We start from the raw sequence: 17,427 nt of genomic DNA, 5'->3' as shown, positions 1-17,427 counted from the left end.
CTACGCACATCGCTGTGCGATTTTTAAAAACTGAATTAACAGGTACGTTTTGTCTTGTTTAGTTTTCAAAGATCATTTTGTTCACTTCGTTCAAGCGACTTTATTATTATAACTCGTTGACTCAGTGAAGTCAATAACTTTTTTTAAGTTATTTTTTCGTTATCGCCTTGTTTAGCGGCAACGAATAATAATATACCACCTAGTAAATAATAGTGCAATAGTTTTTTTGAAGAAATACTAAGGAATTTAAAAAGAGCGGCATCCTTTCTCTATGGAGGATACCGCTCTTCTTTATTAGCGTTGTCTCATTTGCGGGAATAACAGCACATCGCGAATAGAAGGGGCATTCGTCAGCAGCATAACCAGACGGTCGATACCGATGCCTAAACCTCCTGTTGGCGGCATACCGTATTCCAGAGCTTCAACAAAGTCTTCATCCATTAGATGAGCTTCATCATTACCGGCTTCACGCTCTTTTAATTGCGCTTCAAAGCGTTCTCTTTGATCAATAGGATCATTCAGCTCTGTAAACGCGTTGGCATGTTCACGGCCAACGATAAACAGCTCAAAACGGTCTGTAAAACGCGGGTCCTCAGGGTTTTTCTTAGCAAGAGGAGAAATTTCTACAGGATGCCCGTAAATAAACGTTGGCTGAATAAGCGTTTCTTCAATTTTTTGTTCGAAGAATTCGTTGATGATATGGCCTACTGTCATAGAGTCTTTAATTTCTACACCATGTTCTTTTGCATATTCACGCGCCTGTTCAACAGTAACCTCTTCCCAGAAATCAACGCCGGTCGCTTCTTTGACTGCGTCAACCATATGGATTCTTTTCCACTCCGGTTTAAGGTCGATTTGCTCTTCCCCGTATTGAATCGTAGTTGTGCCAAGTACTTCTTGGGCGATATGAGCGACAAGGTTTTCAGTTAAGCTCATGATATCTTTATAGTCCGCATATGCTTCATATAACTCAATCATTGTAAATTCAGGGTTATGACGTGTAGAGACTCCTTCGTTACGGAAAACACGGCCGATTTCATATACTTTTTCTAAACCACCGACAATTAGACGTTTCAGGTGCAGTTCGATAGCAATACGCATATAGAGTGGAATGTCTAACGCATTGTGGTGAGTGATAAACGGACGTGCAGAAGCTCCCCCAGGAATGCTGTGCATTGTAGGTGTTTCTACTTCTAAGTATCCATGATCATCAAGGTATCTTCTCATAGCTTGAATGATCTTGCTTCGTGTAATGAACGTATGTTTGCTGTCTGGGTTTACGATAAGATCCAGGTAGCGCTGACGGTAGCGCTGCTCAACGTCTTTTAAACCATGGTATTTGTCAGGAAGCGGACGAAGCGCTTTTGTCAGCAATTCAAAGGAAGTTGCTTTAACAGACAATTCGCCTACATTTGTTTTGAAGACTTTTCCGGTTACGCCGATAAGATCACCGAGGTCAGAAGACTTGAAGATTTCATATTGGTCGTCACCGACACTGTCTTTTCTTACGTAGATTTGGATTTGGCCTTCTAAATCCTGAAGATGGGCAAAGCCGGCTTTTCCTTTGCCACGTTTTGTCATCATGCGGCCTGCGATTGTAACTTCAATCGCTTTTTCTTCTAACTCTTCTTTGGTTAGATCTTGATATGCCGAAATAACTTCTTGAGACTGATGAGTTCTTTCAAAACGTGCGCCGAATGGATCGATGCCGTTATCTCTCAGCTGATTCATTTTATCGCGTCTGACTTGCAGCTGATCGTTCAATTCTTCATGGTTATGCTCTTCTTGACTCATTGTTATCACTCCATTACAGATATTGTTTCATGAAAAAAGCAGAAAAACTGCCAGCGTAAAACTAGCAGTGAGCAGCAAATAGAGGTGAGTATTATCCTACTTTTGCATTTTGAAGCTCTTTTGCCTCAACTTCAACCGTAAATGCATCTAAAAGCTGTACAAACTCTTCTCTCGTCTCGCAATGATTGATTTCATTACGAACGTTCGCATTGCCTTTCACGCCTTTCAGATACCATGCAGCGTGCTTTCTCATTTCTCTTATCGCTACGTTTTCACCTTTTAAGTCAATCAGGCGGTCAAGATGCAGTTTGCATACGGCCATTTTTTCGCGTACTTGCGGCTCTTCTTTTAATTCACCTGTTTCAAGATACTGAACCGTACGGTAAATCATCCACGGGTTGCCCAATGCAGCGCGTCCGATCATGACCCCGTCTACTCCTGTCTCATCGAGCATACGCTTAGCATCCTGCGGTGTCTTAACATCGCCGTTTCCGATAACCGGAATCGATACTGATTGTTTTACTTCTTTGATGATATCCCAGTTTGCCGTTCCTTCGTACATCTGCACTCTCGTACGGCCGTGAAGCGCCACTGCTTTACCGCCCGCACGTTCTACAGCCTGTGCATTTTTCACTGCGAAAATGTGGTCTTCATCCCAGCCCATTCTCATTTTCACTGTAACTGGTTTATTAACAGCATCCACTACTGCAGAAACCATTTCGTAAATCTTATCAGGGTCGAGAAGCCATTTGGCTCCCGCATCGCATTTTGTAATCTTCGGCACGGGACATCCCATGTTAATATCAATGATATCAGCAGTTGTGTTTTGGTCTACAAACTTCGCCGCTTCCACAAGGGTTTCCTTTTTTCCTCCGAAAATTTGAAGGCTCAGTGGTTTCTCACGTTCATCGATATAAAGCATACCCATTGTTCTTGCATTGTTGTAAAGGATCGCTTTGTCACTGACCATTTCAGCGCATACCAATCCGGCTCCGAATTCCTTTACAGTCAATCTGAACGCAGAGTTGCAGACACCAGCCATAGGTGCGAGCACAACCCGGTTTTTCAATTGAATATCTCCGATTTTGAACAATTTTTCTCCTCCTTTCATTTGTTCTATTTTTCTGGCGGCGCCAATTCGTCCGCACTTATATTTAAAACATCTGCTGCATCTTGAATGATGGCAGCTGACGGCAATCGGTTTCCGCGTTCAATTTCGCCGAGAATAGAAACTGATATACCTAATGCTTTTGCAAATCCTTCTTGAGTATAACCTTTCAGCTTTCTGAATGCACGAATTCGTCTACCCCAGATTTCTGCTTCCATACTCTTACACCTTCTTGGTCTGTTTCGGCGCTTGTAGCCTCTTTTTCAACCTGCTGGCAAATTTCCGCAAGCGGCGCAAGGACAAACAAACGCTCATACATTCTCGGATGCGGAACAATTAGTTGCTCTGTTTCAATATTTTCACGATTAAATAACAAAATGTCAAGGTCTGCCGTCCGCGGCCCCCATCTTACTTCCCTTGTTCTGCCTAATTCATTTTCTATCTGCTGCGTCAGTTCAAGGAGTTCAAAAGGGTTCAGTGATGTCTTGATTTCAACAGCCATATTCAAAAATTCAGCTTGATCTTCGTATCCGACCGGTTCAGTTTCGTAAATAGACGACACTTTAGTGACTGTCACCGCAGCATGCTGATGCAGTAAAGCCACTGCTTGCCTTAAATACGTTTCTCTATCTCCAATATTAGATCCAAGTGCAATATAAGCTATGTTGTTCATGACTTTTTTCTCGTGATTTCAATCGCTACTGATTTATAGTGTCCGGGAATTGGCGGGTCTGGCTTAATCACTTTCACCGTACATTGCTGAACCGGCTGAAATTTTTCGAGAACAGTGTCAGCAATACGTTCTGCCAGCGTTTCCACCAATTTTACAGGCTCCCCTTCCACGATATCTTTACATACGTGATAGAGCTCAGCATAGTTGATTGTTTGTTCAAGGTCGTCTGTTTGTCCGGCCTTGCTTAAATCCAGCTCAGCGGTTAAATCGACTTTAAACCGCTGGCCAAGTTTGTTTTCTTCTTTGAACACACCGTGATATCCGTAAAACTCCATACCTTCTACATAAACTTTATCCATGGTGCACCCCTCCCTTATTCAGCATCGCGTCCATCATTTTCGCCATTCTGGCAATTTGTTTTACATCATGGACCCTGACAATGTCACAGCCTTTTTGAATGCCGAGACACACAGTCGCGCCTGTGCCCTCAGCCCGCTCCTCAGGCGGAAGATCCAGAACACGTCCGATGAATCTTTTTCGGGAGGTTGCCAGAAGAACCGGATATCCCAGCCCGCTGAAAATCTCTAGTTTGTTCATCACTGCCAAGTTATCGTGATAGGTTTTCGCGAAACCGATACCGGGATCAAGAATAATGTTCTTCTCGTCTACTCCGGCCTCAACAGCAATTTTTACACTCTCCATTAAGTCCGTCAGCATATCCGGCAATAAGTCATTGTAGTTTCTTTCAGGGCGGTTATGCATGAGAACAATTGGAACATTATGTTCAGCTGCAACGGAAGCCATCTTCGGATCATGTTTGGCTCCCCAAATATCATTGATAATGGATGCGCCGGCTTTCACTGCTTCATCTGCGACAGAAGCCTTGTACGTATCTACAGAAATAGGAACACCAAGCTCTTTCGTAATCCGCTCAATCACCGGAATGACTCTGGACATCTCCTCATCCTCAGATACGCACTCAGCGCCAGGCCTTGTCGATTCCCCTCCGATATCAATGATATGGGCACCATCATCGATCATCTCTTTCGCGTGCAGCAGCGCCTTGTCCAAGCTGTCATATTTTCCGCCGTCCGAGAAAGAGTCAGGCGTTACGTTTAAAATTCCCATCACCAGCGTCTTCTCTTTATATGATAAAGCGCTGGGCTTAGTGTGGATTACTTGTGTTTGATCTATTGTGTGCTGCGCCATGCTCTTCCTCCCTTTTCATACATCATGTTCTTTATTTCTTTTTTGTATAACAATTGAAGAGCGGAGGTTGCTTCTCCGCTTTGGCTTCCATAGTTTACTTCTTCTATTTTAGTAAACGGGATGATTTCAAGAACCGAGTTCGTCATCCACGCTTCGTCAGCTGTCAAGAGAGCTTCTAGCTCATATCGGCCCGTTTTGAGCTCCAGGCCGATATTCTTTGCATTTTCTATGATAAAACGTCTCGTGACGCCGTCCAGAATACCGGTATCAAGCGATGGCGTATAGATACAGCGACCTTTTCTCCAGAAGACATTAGATATGATACCCTCTGCAACAGCTCCATCCTCCGTTAAGAAAATTCCCTCGACACGCGGATCATTTCCAATTTCCCGTTTCGCATACATATTATTTAGATAATGATGAGATTTTAACCGGAACGATCCCTCTGGAGTGTTTCTCCGTATCGATAAAACCTTTCCTTCTTTTTGCAAAGGAAGACTTTCTGGTTTCAGCTGATTCACAAAGCATAAAACGGTTGGCTTATCGTACGTCTGGGCGACAAAGCCTTTATCGCTGATTCCCGCTGATATGTTCAGTCTGACGCGGGCATTGCCATCCTTGATATCATTTAGCTTAAGCAGCTTGTCCAGCATCTCAAGGATCTCATGCTTTGAAACAGTATATTCGATTTGCAGATCCTTGAGCGCGCGTTCAAGCCTTTCTATATGCCAATCAAGCAAAAACGGGCAGCCTTCGTAGAGCCTGAAGGTTTCGAAAACACCGATCCCATATAAAAACCCATGGTCAAAAGGAGAAAGAACTGCATCTTTCTCCTCCATATACCGGCCGTTCACATATATCATCACGCAATAACTTCCTTGCGATATGTCTCAATAAAATTTCTGAGCATTTCTTTCCCAAAGGAGGTCATAATAGACTCTGGGTGAAATTGCACGCCCTCTATCGGGAGGTCATTGTGGCGAATAGCCATGATTTCTCCTTCTTTCGTTTGTGCTGTTACTGTAAAACAGTTTGGCAGCGTCTCAGGTTTTACGATCAGCGAGTGGTATCGCGTCGCAACAAGGGGGTTTTTCAACCCTTCAAAAATGGTTTTGCCGTCATGCTCGATATCCGAGGTTTTCCCGTGCATAAGCCGTTCTGCCCTAACAACATCACCACCGAACACTTGTGCGATGGACTGATGTCCGAGACATACACCGAAAATAGGAATTTTCCCTGCGAAATGTTTAATTGCTTCGAGGCTGATTCCCGCCTCATCAGGGCTGCACGGTCCGGGAGATATCATCAGAAAGTCCGGAGACAGTTCTTCAATTTCTTCGATTGTGATGCTATCATTGCGTTTCACAACCAGCTCTTCCCCAAGCTCGCCCAAATACTGTACCAAGTTGTACGTGAATGAATCGTAGTTATCAATCATTAAAATCATTTCTCCGCTCACCTCATCTAATTTTTGTCTCTTCTTTGCTCAGCTCTAATGCTCTTTGCATCGCAAAAGCTTTTTTGAATGATTCCTTGTATTCGTGCTTCGGAACAGAATCAATCACAACTCCTGCGCCGGACTGCATAAATGCCTGCCCTCCGGTTGCATAAATGGTTCGAATGACGATATTAAACTGCAGATCGTGATTATATCCAAACCATCCTATAGATCCAGTATAAAGCCCTCGGCGTGTCGGCTCAAGTTCTTCTATAATTTCCATCGTTCTTACTTTCGGTGCACCAGTAATGGTTCCTCCGGGAAACACAGCATGAATAATATCTACAGCATCATACCCATCCTGCAGTTCACCTTGGACATTAGACACAATGTGCATCACATGCGAGTATTTTTCAATTGCCATGAATTCATTTACGCGCACAGACCCGTAACGTGATACTCTTCCCAGATCATTTCGCTCAAGATCAACCAGCATGACATGTTCCGCGCGTTCTTTTTCATTGTGTATCAATTCGTTTGCAAGCGCCTCGTCTTCTTCATTTGTTTTCCCTCTGGAACGGGTGCCCGCAATCGGTCTTGTCTCTAATAGCTTGCCCTTTTTGCTGACAAGCAGTTCAGGCGATCCGCAAATGATTTGGAAATCAGGTGTTTCTAAATACGCCATATAAGGAGAAGGATTTACTTCTCTCAAGGTTTTGTAAATTTGATATGGGTGGGCAGACAGTGACTGTGACTGCCTTATTGATAGATTGACTTGAAACACATCTCCGCTGGCAATGTATTGTTTGATTTTCTCTACAGCTTGTGAGAACCCATCCTCGGTAAATGGCGCCGCGAAAGAACCATCTGTTTCAGGGTTCATCTCTCGCGAAGAGACAGCGGGAAGCTCAGTCAGCCACATCTGCTCTAACTCAGATAGCTTCACATCCGCTGTTTCCTGATCAGAACCATTAACATGAGTAATCAGCCATAGAGACTCTTCTTGATGGTCATAAACTGCTATATCATCAAAAACAAGAAAATAAATATCTGGTGTTTCTAGATCATCTAATGAGAGCATTTTAAAATTTTCAATGTACCGTGCGTAATCATAGCTGAGAAACCCGATTGCCCCGCCTTGAAAGTCAGGGAACTCATGATTCGTTTCTGTTTCCAGTGTTTTAAACCAGCTGTGGAAGGCCCGTAATGGATCACCTTCTTTAAACAGCATCTCATCACCATGCTTAATTGTAGTTATTCCGTCTTTTCCTTTCACAGTCGCAATTGGATCAAGACCGGCTATACTATATCTGCCGCCTCTTGCACTTTCGAGAAGTACATGATGTTTCCGGGATTGCGCAAGTTTCTCAAATTGTTGTAAGAATGAGTCTTTTTGAAAAGGTATTTTTTTGCCTGCCGGTCTGCGTTGTGCCATTTGTATCATTCCTCTATTTTCTTTTTTACTTGTTTTTAATTGTAAAGCAATGTTGTTAGTGAAAAAAGTGAATTTCTCTTCCAAGAATAACATTCGTCGCAGACATGGCATATTTGATGCACGAAATATAAAAAAACTCCCGGCGAACCGGGAGTTTTGGCTTTTTTTAATCGAATTGGTACAGCGGCGTGCTTAGATAACGTTCGCCGTTACTTGGAATGATGGCCAATACTTTTTTGCCTTTTCCGAGTTTTTTTGCTACTTGAAGAGCAGCATAAATTGCCGCACCTGATGAGATGCCTCCGAGAATTCCTTCTTCACGTGCAGCTCTGCGGGCATATTCGAATGCTTCTTCATTCTTCACAGGGAAGATTTCATCATATACTTCAGTGTTTAAGATGTCCGGCACGAATCCCGCTCCGATTCCCTGAATTTTGTGGGGGCCTGGTTTTCCTCCTGAAAGCACTGGGGAATCTGACGGTTCAACAGCATAAATCTTGATGGAAGGGTATGCTTCCTTCAGCACTTCGCCCGCTCCCGTAATCGTTCCGCCCGTTCCGATTCCGGCTACAAATGCGTCAAGCTGATCATCACCGAATTGCTCAACGATTTCTTTACCCGTTGTTTGGCGGTGAATTTCGGGGTTAGAAGGGTTGTTAAACTGCTGCGGCACAAAGTATCCGTGCTTTTCAGCAAGCTCTTCAGCTTTCTTAATGGCACCTTTCATGCCTTCCGCACCAGGAGTCAGCACAAGCTCAGCACCGTATGCGCGAAGAAGGTTGCGGCGCTCCATGCTCATTGTATCAGGCATAACCAAAATGGCTTTTAATCCTTTAGCAGCAGCAACCATTGCAAGCCCGATTCCAGTATTTCCGCTTGTCGGTTCAATGATTGTATCACCGGCTTTTAATTTTCCTTCTTTTTCAGCCGCTTCAATCATGGCTAAACCGATACGGTCTTTTACACTGCTTCCAGGGTTCATGTATTCAAGTTTTAGATATACATCCGCACTGTTTTCATCTGCAAGGCGATTTAATTTAACGATTGGCGTATTCCCAATTAATTCAGTAATGGAGTTTGCTACACGTACCATTCTCGACACCTCAATTTCCGACTATTTGTATTGGTATTATGTATATAATCTATCAATTTCAAAATTTTTTGTCAATCACTTAGTACTTTTTTCCCCATAAAACCAAGATACATCGGCTTCTTTCCAAAGTGTCTTAACTGTCGCTTTATCGCCTAGCTGATCCATTGCGATTTGCCGTCTGATCTGGTCCTTTACTTCATCAAATGAGAACGTTCTTGCCTTTAGTTTTTCTTTCAGCTGGATAATGGCATATCCGTTGCTGACCTTTATTGGTTCCTGAGACCATTCATCCTCTTTGAGTGTTTTCGCCTCTTCAATGTATGCTGATGGAATGTTGTCTGATGCCTCTGTGACAAAACCTAAATCTCCGCCGTATGGTGATGTATATCTGTCTGTAGATCTTTCGGCAGCGACAGCTTCAAAGCTTGATCCGCCTTTCAGTTCTTTTAGGACTTCTCTCGCTTCTTCTTCATCTTTTACAACAATGTGCCGAATTCGATACGAATCATCAAACTGATATAGTTCCTTATTTTTATTATAGAATGATTCCAATTCTTTGTTTGAGATATCGATATCCCTTGTTAACAATTCCTCAAGGAGGATATTATAACGAATTTGGTCTTTCCACTCTTTCTCCGTCGTATGTTCATCTTCGTAAAAGGAATTATTGACCGCTTTAATCAGCAAAAACTCACGATCAACTTCGCTTTTGGATATTTTAAGGTTGTTCTTTTTAGCCAGCTGCTCAACAACTCGGACATTGATCATATCTTCAAGCGTTGACTTACCATACTGATCTTCCATTTCTTTCAGCCATTCTTCTCTTGTCACACTCTTGCCTCCGATAGTCGCAATAGACTCACCGGATGACGATGCGCCGGTTTGGGATTTCGTCAGCGTATATGCAACAGCAATACAGCAAACCAACAGCGCCCCTAAAATAATGGTCCAGATTGTTCTTGATTTCAAACCTGCTTTCAGCCCCTTTTCTCAAATTAAAAACCCGCTAAAGAGCTTAGCGGGTAGTTTGGTCACGAAGCCCTTCCAGCTCTTCTTTTGTAAATAAGTACTTTTCATTACAAAAATGGCATACTGCTTCGGCTTGTCCATCTTCTTCTATCATATCTTGAATTTCTTTTTTGCCTAGTCCTAAAATGGCTGTTTCGAACCGTTCTTTTGAACAAGGGCAATGGAATCTGACAGGCATCGTTTCCAAAATCTCAGGTTTCTCGCCTAGGACTTCTTCTAAAATTTCTTCTGGTGTCAGCCCTTTTTGGATGAGCTTAGAAATCGGCTCTACTTGAGATAGACGCTGTTCAATTTTTGTGATTGTTTCATCATCTGTTCCCGGCATCAGCTGAATAATAAAGCCCCCTGCCGCAAGAATGGTATTGTCAGGATTTACGAGCACACCTACGCCCACTGATGAAGGAACCTGCTCAGATGACACAAGATAGTAAGTGAAATCATCGCCTAATTCTCCTGAAACGATTTCTACTTGTCCTGTGAAGAACTCGCGCAAACCTAAATCTTTTACGACACTTAACGTTCCGTTTGTTCCAACCGCACGTCTGACATCAAGCTTGCCTTGTTCATTTAAATCAAAATGAACTTGCGGGTTAGAGACATAGGCTCTGACTTCTCCTTTGGCATTAGCATCAGCTACAATAGCTCCGATCGGACCTCCGCCCTCGATTTTCACGGTCAGCTTATCATCGCCCTTCAGCATAGCGCCGAGCATAAGTGAAGCTGTCATTGTGCGGCCCAATGCAGCGGATGCTGTCGGCCACGTACCATGGCGTCTCTGCCCCTCATTTACCATATCAGTCGTTCTCGCTGCATAAGCCCGAACTTTTCCGTCATACGCAAGTGCTTTTACTAAATAATCCATTACTAAACCTCCTATACACTTCCTACGCGGTTTCTTTCATAAATCAATTCCAGCCCTTTAAGGGTTAAGAATGGATCAACGATGTCTATACAATCTGATTCGTTTGCAATGAGCGGCGCCAGGCCTCCTGTCGCAATGACCTTTGGTTCCTGTTTTGCCTGCCATTTCATTCGCTTAACGATTCCTTCCACTTGGCCGACATAGCCAAATAAAATCCCAGATTGCATCGCGCTAACAGTGTTTTTTCCGATAATATTGTCGGGCCGGGTGATTTCGATACGCGGAAGCTTTGCTGCACGCGAGTAAAGCGCCTCTGTCGAAATTGTAATCCCAGGGGCAATCGCCCCGCCCATGTATTGTTTGTTTTCATCAATATAGCAGTACGTTGTGGCGGTTCCGAAATCGACAACAATTAATGGATTGCCGTATAAGTGTATCGCAGCGACAGCATTTACGATTCTGTCTGCCCCCACTTCTTTCGGATTGTCATATTTTATATTTAAACCGGTTTTCATACCCGGACCAACAATTTGAGGCTCGATATGAAAGTATTTTGTGCACATTCTTTCTAACGCAAACATGATTGGCGGCACTACTGACGAAATAATAATGCCATCTATCTGTTCAAACATAAGCCCGGAGTGATCAAATAAGGAGCGCAAAATCATCCCAAACTCATCTTCTGTTTTATGCCTGCTTGTTTCTATACGCCAGTGATATTCTAATTTTCCATCATGATATACACCAAGTACAGTATTGGTGTTCCCCACATCGATAACCAGTAACAACCTCTATCACCACTTTTGAATAGTTTCTCTACTTTACTTTTTACAAACATTCTACAATACCATACACGATCAGCGGCTCATTTGTAAACAAATCGATACCAGAATTGGATGATTGTAAAAGCCGCACCTGAGCCCATAATTCACATAAAAAAACTGCCAGCGTCAGCCGGCAGTTTTTTAGAAAGAAAGCGAATTACTCTTTCGTATCGTCTTTCTTTTCTTCTGTTTTTGTCAGAATGTTTACTTTCACATCATCGTTCTTTTCATCATCTGAGAAATTACGCTCAGGTAATGTTCCATGATCGATAAGGTGTTTGATCTGTTCAGCGTCAAGCGTTTCAACTTTCAGAAGCGTTTGGGCAATCAATTCAAGCTTGTCACGATTTTCAGTCAGGATTTGTTTCGCACGCTCATAACATTCTTTGATGATGCGCTGAATTTCCTGATCAATTTCGTAAGCAATTTGATCACTGTAGTTCTGTTCGTTGTTGAAATCACGGCCTAAGAATACCTGACCGCCCTGAGACTGTCCAAATTGTAACGGTCCCAGTTTTTCTGACATACCGAATTCCGTAACCATTCGTCTTGCAATATTCGTCGCACGCTGGAAGTCATTGTGCGCCCCTGTGCTGACTTCACCGAAGATAATCTCTTCAGCAACACGTCCGCCCAAGAGGCCGACAATTTTATCAAGCAGCTCCGGCTTTGTTTGGAAATAACGGTCTTCTCTTGGCAGCATAACAGCATAACCGCCAGCCTGGCCCCGAGGAACAATCGTTACTTTATGAACCATATCTGCCTCATCTAAAACGAGACCGATAACGGTGTGTCCGCCTTCGTGATAAGCCACGATATTGCGTTCTTTCTTGGAGATAACGCGGCTCTTCTTAGCAGGTCCGGCAATTACACGGTCCGTCGCTTCGTCAATATCACGCGCATCGATTTTTTTCTTGTTTTGACGAGCCGCCACAAGTGCAGCTTCATTCAAGAGATTTTCTAAGTCAGCGCCTGAGAAGCCTGGCGTTCTCATGGCAATTGATTTTAGGTTAACCGTTTCATCCAGCGGTTTGTTTCTCGCATGGACTTTCAATACAGCTTCACGGCCAATGACATCTGGGCGGTCCACTGTGATTTGACGGTCAAAACGTCCCGGACGAAGTAAGGCTGGGTCCAAGATGTCCGCACGGTTCGTCGCAGCAATGATGATAATTCCTTCATTAGCGCTGAATCCGTCCATTTCAACAAGCAATTGGTTTAGCGTCTGTTCACGTTCATCGTGTCCACCGCCGAGACCAGCGCCACGCTGACGTCCGACTGCGTCAATTTCATCAATGAAGATCAAACAAGGCGCATTCTTTTTCGCATTTTCAAACAAGTCACGCACACGGGAAGCACCGACCCCTACAAACATTTCAACGAAATCAGATCCGCTGATGCTGAAGAAAGGTACGCCGGCTTCTCCTGCACAAGCCTTGGCAAGCAATGTTTTACCGGTACCCGGAGGCCCGACTAAAAGCACGCCTTTCGGTATTCTGGCGCCAAGCTCGGCAAACTTGCGGGGATCTTTCAGAAACTCAACAACTTCAACAAGTTCTTGCTTTTCTTCGTCAGCCCCTGCAACGTCTTTAAATTTGACGCGTTTCTTTTCCTCTGTATACAGCTTCGCTTTACTCTTGCCAAAGTTCATGACACGGCTGCCGCCGCCTTGAGCCTGATTGAGCAGGAAGAAAAACAGAATAAAGATAATGACAAATGGGATGATGGTCGTCAGGAACGTCACCCATCCGCTTGTTTCTTGAGCGGGCTCAACCTTTACGTCTGTCTTTTTCAAAGCGTTAAATATCTGGTCTGCTCCCTTTCCTTCAGGAACATGAGTCAAAAAGTATTGATCTTTGTCGTAGTTTTTCAGCTGCCCTTTTACCTCATAAACACCTCTGACAGGCTGAACCGATACGCTATCAACTTTCCCGTCATCCAGGTTTTTGATGAACGTACTGTACGACATATTTTCTGTTTTCGGATTTGAGGTCTGGAAGTAGCTCACAACCCCGATTACTACTAATAAAATAAGTAAATAAAAAATGGTATTACGGAAGACCCGATTCATTCCTTACCTCCTCCCACAGTAAGCACAACTATGTTCAATAGTACCATAGAAAATCATTCCAATACAAACAATAACCATCTCGGAAGCAGGCTGCCGATCAGCTTTCATAAACTGCCGGTTTTAACACTCCGATATAAGGCAGATTGCGATAGCGCTCAGCATAATCAAGTCCGTAACCCACTACAAACGCGTCAGGAACTTCAAAACCGAGAAAGTCTGCTTTGATGTCCGCTTTTCTTCCGCTCGGTTTATCCAAAAGGGTAACAATCTTAATTGATTTTGCTTTACGGTATCGGAAGAGCTCTACGAGATAACTTAAGGTTAACCCACTGTCGATGATATCTTCAATAATTAAGATGTCCCGGCCCTCTACAGATGTATCCAAATCTTTAATGATTTTTACTTCTCCAGAAGAAACCGTAGAATTTCCGTAGCTTGATACATCCATGAAATCCATTTCCAAATATGTATCAATATGCTTGATAAGATCCGCCATAAAAGGAAGTGCTCCTTTTAACACACCGATTGCCAACGGAAATGTATCTTGATACTCGCTCGTTAATTCTGCACCTAACTCTTTTACTTTCTTTTGTATCTCTTCCTCTGAGATCAGTACTTTCTCGATATCATGTTTCATCATGATTTTGCTTGCCCCCTACACTTTTCATGCTGTCTATATTGTAATACAATGCGGTCGCTGTTTGGAATCACAAGATCTTCAAAAATTGATTTTTTCAAGCCAGGTATCCAGATAATTTCACCGCTTGCGTCCGTCACAATCGGCCAGTTGTCTCTTTCTTGGAGAGGCAGTTTCTTATCAATAAATATATCCTTTACCTTTTTTGAGCCGTTCATCCCTTTTAGTTTGATCCGGTCTCCAGCTTTTCTCGTCCGGATTGTTAAGGGAAATCGCACCTTTTTTTCACTTGTGATAAAAACAGCATTCCCATGTTCTTCAGGCGAGTCCGCATAATGCTTTGCCTCTATCAGATATCCATTAGGGAGCACTGCCGTTTCATCAGAAGCTCCGCTAATTTGGTATTCAAAGGGAACATTTTTGCACTGCCATTGTTCAAATGTAAACAAACATGTCTGATATGATTTGACCACCTTCAGCCCTTTCGGAAAGTCCAGTACTCCTGAAGGACCGCCATTTTCCGCCCAATCGAGAAACTGCTGAATGTGATGGGCCGAAAAGGATGATGGAACGTTTTCATAAAGATAGTTTAATATTAGTTGAACTCCTCTTCTTTGTAAAGGCATCGGGAGGGCAAGCAATTGAGAGGAATTGATTTCAACTGATGTATTAGACTGGCTTGTGATTACTTTATTCATTTCATCTTTCGTTAATGACTGTAAGAATTGCTCATCTTCCGTCAGTGCTTCACTCACTTTCTGAAACCTTTTATGCACATCCGGAGATTCCTGCTTCAAAAACGGGAGCACTGTTTTTCTGAATCTGTTTCTTGTGTAGTCATCTTTGGCGTTGCTTTCATCCGTCCGGTAGCTCAAGCCGTTTTCACGGCAATAGTGAAGGATCTCTTCCTTTGTAATGGTTAAGAACGGCCTGATGATCCGCCCCGTGCCAAAACGTCTAACCGGCTGCATTCCCGCAAGTCCCGTTCCAAGCGTACCCTTAGCCAGTTTCATAAGCATTGTTTCAACCTGATCATCACCATGATGCGCAAGAGCTAGATAGTCCGCTTGGTGCTTCGACATGATTTCCTCAAAAAACTGGTAGCGGCAATCGCGTGCTGCAGCCTGCTTATTGAGTCCTTTTTCCTGTGCATATGCGGTTACATTGATTTGAGCCGTTTCGCACACGAGCTGTTCAGCTTTACAATAAGCTTGGACAAAACGCATGTCCTCCTCGGATTCCGCACCTCTGAACCGATGGTCAACGTGAGCTGCAATAACATTCGCTGAACGGCCGCATAACGTATGCAACGCGTGAAGAAGAGCCATTGAGTCCGGACCGCCAGAAACGCCTACAATGATTGTCGCCCCTTTTAACGTAAGATTGTGTTTGTTTAAAAAATCTTTGACACTTTTCACAATGTCCTCCTCACAATGAGCAGGTATTTTAAAGATATTCATATCCTAACACTTTCAACCCCTCCAAGCAAAGAAGAAGCATAGGCTCTGCAGTTTGCACCATTCAGATTAAGAAAAAGATAATATAGGCGAAATAAAGCGCTAAAACACTGATCACGATCAGCGTTGTTTCAAATAACCCCCCTGACTTAGCTGGTTTCTGTTTTGGGGTATATCGCGTCTTCGTTATTTTTCCTTGGCGCGGTTTTTGCTGTCTTTGTCGTGTGGCAGGCTGCGGTGATGCTTTTATAGGCTGTTTTCTTTGTGCTGCTTTTTGCCCCGCGTCTAGCATATCCTTTTTCATTTCATCTGCGGATTGATAATCTCCGTTCAAGGCTGAAAAAAGCACTTTTTTATACTTTTGAAGCAGCGGGTTTCCTTCGATGAGAGACCTAAGCTGTTCTTTGGGCTGGTTCGTTTTCTTAAATTCTTTTTTATGCACACTGTTGATCATAATCATGGCAACTGCGAACAGATCATAGGATGGCTCTGCCTTCCTTGTTCCATACCCCCAATAGCCTCTGTCATAAAACTCCGTATACTCTTTTATCGCCCGGCCTTCCTTTGTCGTGCCGCCCACATCAATGCAGCGGATCCTTGCGGGCGGACCAGTTACGATCAGATTATCAGGTTTAAGATCGCCGAATATCCATCCTTGCTGGTGAAGCACCGATAAGCTGGATAACAGCTGAATCATTAATACAGGTATCCACTCTGCTCCTTTATCACTGACATACTTCAAAAGCAGCGGCCCTTTTATGTATTCCATTGCATAAAATGAAACTTTCGTATTGGTACCGGGAATATAAGCATCATCCGTATCAAAAAAAGAAGGCCCCATCGTAACGGACTGGGCCTTTGAGAAAGATTTCAAGACATTCACTTCAGAAGTAATAGACAGGCTGTCATCACTCACCTTTAAGGCAACATGTCCATCTGATGCTTCTGCCAAATACACAATTCCATTGGCCCCTTTACCAAGCTGTTTACGCAATGTATAAGTGTTTCCATTCCACTTGCCTTTGATTGTCGTACCCGGCTTGAGGCTACATGCCAAACTCGTCAAAGCGTCGTTCATCATCTGCCAGCATGCCCCTTCTTGAGCGTATTTTTTCAAACTGCAGTGTCGCTTCACGAATTGCCGGACCTGTCGGCGTGATGCCGCCTGTCGAAAGCTTTGCAAAGAGTGTGGAAAGAGATTGCAGCTTCGGTGTCCAGTTCAGCACAAGCTCGACCTCTTGTTTTTTCCCGGGAAATATACACATCGCAAATTCGTTATTCCCGATTCGAGAATTGAGGCTTACAGACAAATCAATCAGTGCCTCTTTTACTGTTGGAAGCTTTGGCGCCATACTTGCACTTGTATCAACAAGAACCAAAACCTGAAGATGCACCGTTTCTCCAAGCTCGTCTACCACTTCCATGACTTCGCCGCGTTTTTCCGGGGAAAGCTCTTCCATTTCCACATTCTTTCCGAGAATCTGTTTCAGTTCTTGATTGACTACACCTTGTAAGGTTTGCGTCATCGCTTTTTTTGTTACCATTTGAACAGTTTGTGAAAGCTGAGATGCATAAACGACTTGGTGCACGCCTCCTCCGGCAAGTGCAATCCCTTCGACTTCCTTCATTGCCTCAGGGTCAATTTGATTTTCTTCCATTATACCAATGACATTTACCGTAATCCCCTGCTCTTTAGCAAAAGCAGCCATTGCAAGCGGGTCTTCCCCATGGTTTGAGCAGCCATCCGTTATCAGCAAAATTTGATTTAAATGTCCGTTGTTCACATTCATTCCTCCT

The 17,427-nt window shown here is 43.6% G+C and carries 18 protein-coding genes; all 18 read right to left on the bottom strand.

The window, feature by feature from the left end; all coding sequences use genetic code 11:
- Positions 1-294 precede the first annotated feature (294 nt).
- The 18 genes from lysS to ACZ07B_RS21875 all read right to left on the bottom strand — a co-directional run bounded on the left by lysS (position 295) and on the right by ACZ07B_RS21875 (position 17,414).
- Positions 295-1,794 carry a lysine--tRNA ligase gene (gene lysS / locus ACZ07B_RS21960; protein ID WP_003226674.1) on the bottom strand — a complete coding sequence of 500 codons (1,500 nt, stop codon included), beginning with the start codon at positions 1,792-1,794 and terminating at the stop codon, positions 295-297.
- 91 nt (positions 1,795-1,885) lie between these two features.
- Positions 1,886-2,887, bottom strand: a complete 1,002-nt coding sequence (dusB, locus tag ACZ07B_RS21955; RefSeq protein WP_464877675.1) for a tRNA dihydrouridine synthase DusB — start codon at positions 2,885-2,887, stop codon at positions 1,886-1,888.
- Between the two features lie 23 nt (positions 2,888-2,910).
- Positions 2,911-3,120 (bottom strand): helix-turn-helix domain-containing protein, encoded by a 210-nt coding sequence (locus tag ACZ07B_RS21950; RefSeq protein ID WP_003226678.1) that lies wholly within the window; start codon positions 3,118-3,120, stop codon positions 2,911-2,913.
- Positions 3,072-3,575 (bottom strand): 2-amino-4-hydroxy-6-hydroxymethyldihydropteridine diphosphokinase, encoded by a 504-nt coding sequence (folK, locus tag ACZ07B_RS21945; RefSeq protein ID WP_024571693.1) that lies wholly within the window; start codon positions 3,573-3,575, stop codon positions 3,072-3,074. The genes ACZ07B_RS21950 and folK overlap by 49 nt, the downstream gene beginning before the upstream one ends.
- Positions 3,572-3,934: a dihydroneopterin aldolase gene (gene folB, locus ACZ07B_RS21940; protein WP_024571694.1), complete on the bottom strand. Its 363-nt coding sequence runs from the start codon at positions 3,932-3,934 to the stop codon at positions 3,572-3,574. The genes folK and folB overlap by 4 nt, the downstream gene beginning before the upstream one ends.
- Positions 3,927-4,784, bottom strand: coding sequence for a dihydropteroate synthase (gene folP / locus ACZ07B_RS21935; RefSeq protein ID WP_024571695.1), 858 nt, complete (start codon positions 4,782-4,784; stop codon positions 3,927-3,929). The genes folB and folP overlap by 8 nt, the downstream gene beginning before the upstream one ends.
- Entirely contained in the window at positions 4,766-5,647 is an 882-nt protein-coding gene (pabC, locus tag ACZ07B_RS21930; RefSeq protein WP_003226685.1) for an aminodeoxychorismate lyase, read from the bottom strand. Before pabC ends, folP begins: the two co-directional genes overlap by 19 nt.
- Positions 5,647-6,231 (bottom strand): aminodeoxychorismate/anthranilate synthase component II, encoded by a 585-nt coding sequence (gene pabA, locus ACZ07B_RS21925; RefSeq protein WP_015715111.1) that lies wholly within the window; start codon positions 6,229-6,231, stop codon positions 5,647-5,649. Before pabA ends, pabC begins: the two co-directional genes overlap by 1 nt.
- A 13-nt stretch (positions 6,232-6,244) precedes the next feature.
- Entirely contained in the window at positions 6,245-7,657 is a 1,413-nt protein-coding gene (locus ACZ07B_RS21920; protein ID WP_044052656.1) for an anthranilate synthase component I family protein, read from the bottom strand.
- Between the two features lie 166 nt (positions 7,658-7,823).
- Complete coding sequence (gene cysK, locus ACZ07B_RS21915; RefSeq protein ID WP_003218399.1) at positions 7,824-8,750, bottom strand: cysteine synthase A; 927 nt, start codon at positions 8,748-8,750, stop codon at positions 7,824-7,826.
- 75 nt (positions 8,751-8,825) lie between these two features.
- Positions 8,826-9,719 (bottom strand): peptidyl-prolyl cis-trans isomerase, encoded by an 894-nt coding sequence (locus ACZ07B_RS21910; protein ID WP_069322317.1) that lies wholly within the window; start codon positions 9,717-9,719, stop codon positions 8,826-8,828.
- 46 nt (positions 9,720-9,765) lie between these two features.
- A complete protein-coding gene (hslO, locus tag ACZ07B_RS21905; protein ID WP_003226695.1) occupies positions 9,766-10,641 on the bottom strand; it encodes a redox-regulated molecular chaperone HslO in 876 nt (291 codons plus the stop codon).
- An 11-nt stretch (positions 10,642-10,652) separates the two neighbouring features.
- The gene (locus ACZ07B_RS21900) at positions 10,653-11,429 is read right to left on the bottom strand and encodes a type III pantothenate kinase (RefSeq protein WP_010886388.1); all 777 of its coding nucleotides are present in this window, start codon (positions 11,427-11,429) and stop codon (positions 10,653-10,655) included.
- A gap of 193 nt (positions 11,430-11,622) precedes the next feature.
- The gene (gene ftsH, locus ACZ07B_RS21895) at positions 11,623-13,536 is read right to left on the bottom strand and encodes an ATP-dependent zinc metalloprotease FtsH (protein ID WP_003243881.1); all 1,914 of its coding nucleotides are present in this window, start codon (positions 13,534-13,536) and stop codon (positions 11,623-11,625) included.
- Positions 13,537-13,633: 97 nt separating this feature from the next.
- Entirely contained in the window at positions 13,634-14,176 is a 543-nt protein-coding gene (gene hpt / locus ACZ07B_RS21890; protein ID WP_464877674.1) for a hypoxanthine phosphoribosyltransferase, read from the bottom strand.
- Entirely contained in the window at positions 14,173-15,591 is a 1,419-nt protein-coding gene (gene tilS, locus ACZ07B_RS21885) for a tRNA lysidine(34) synthetase TilS (RefSeq protein WP_086343358.1), read from the bottom strand. Before tilS ends, hpt begins: the two co-directional genes overlap by 4 nt.
- A gap of 103 nt (positions 15,592-15,694) precedes the next feature.
- Positions 15,695-16,711 carry a serine/threonine protein kinase PrkT gene (gene prkT, locus ACZ07B_RS21880; RefSeq protein WP_015253001.1) on the bottom strand — a complete coding sequence of 339 codons (1,017 nt, stop codon included), beginning with the start codon at positions 16,709-16,711 and terminating at the stop codon, positions 15,695-15,697.
- Positions 16,677-17,414, bottom strand: a complete 738-nt coding sequence (locus tag ACZ07B_RS21875; protein ID WP_003243782.1) for a vWA domain-containing protein — start codon at positions 17,412-17,414, stop codon at positions 16,677-16,679. Before ACZ07B_RS21875 ends, prkT begins: the two co-directional genes overlap by 35 nt.
- Between the last annotated feature and the right edge of the window lie 13 nt (positions 17,415-17,427).

It is taken from the genome of Bacillus sp. 9.4, from assembly GCF_055486415.1.
The sequence above is the reverse complement of the archived record's forward strand: the minus strand, read 5'-3'. Positions and strand labels throughout refer to the sequence as shown.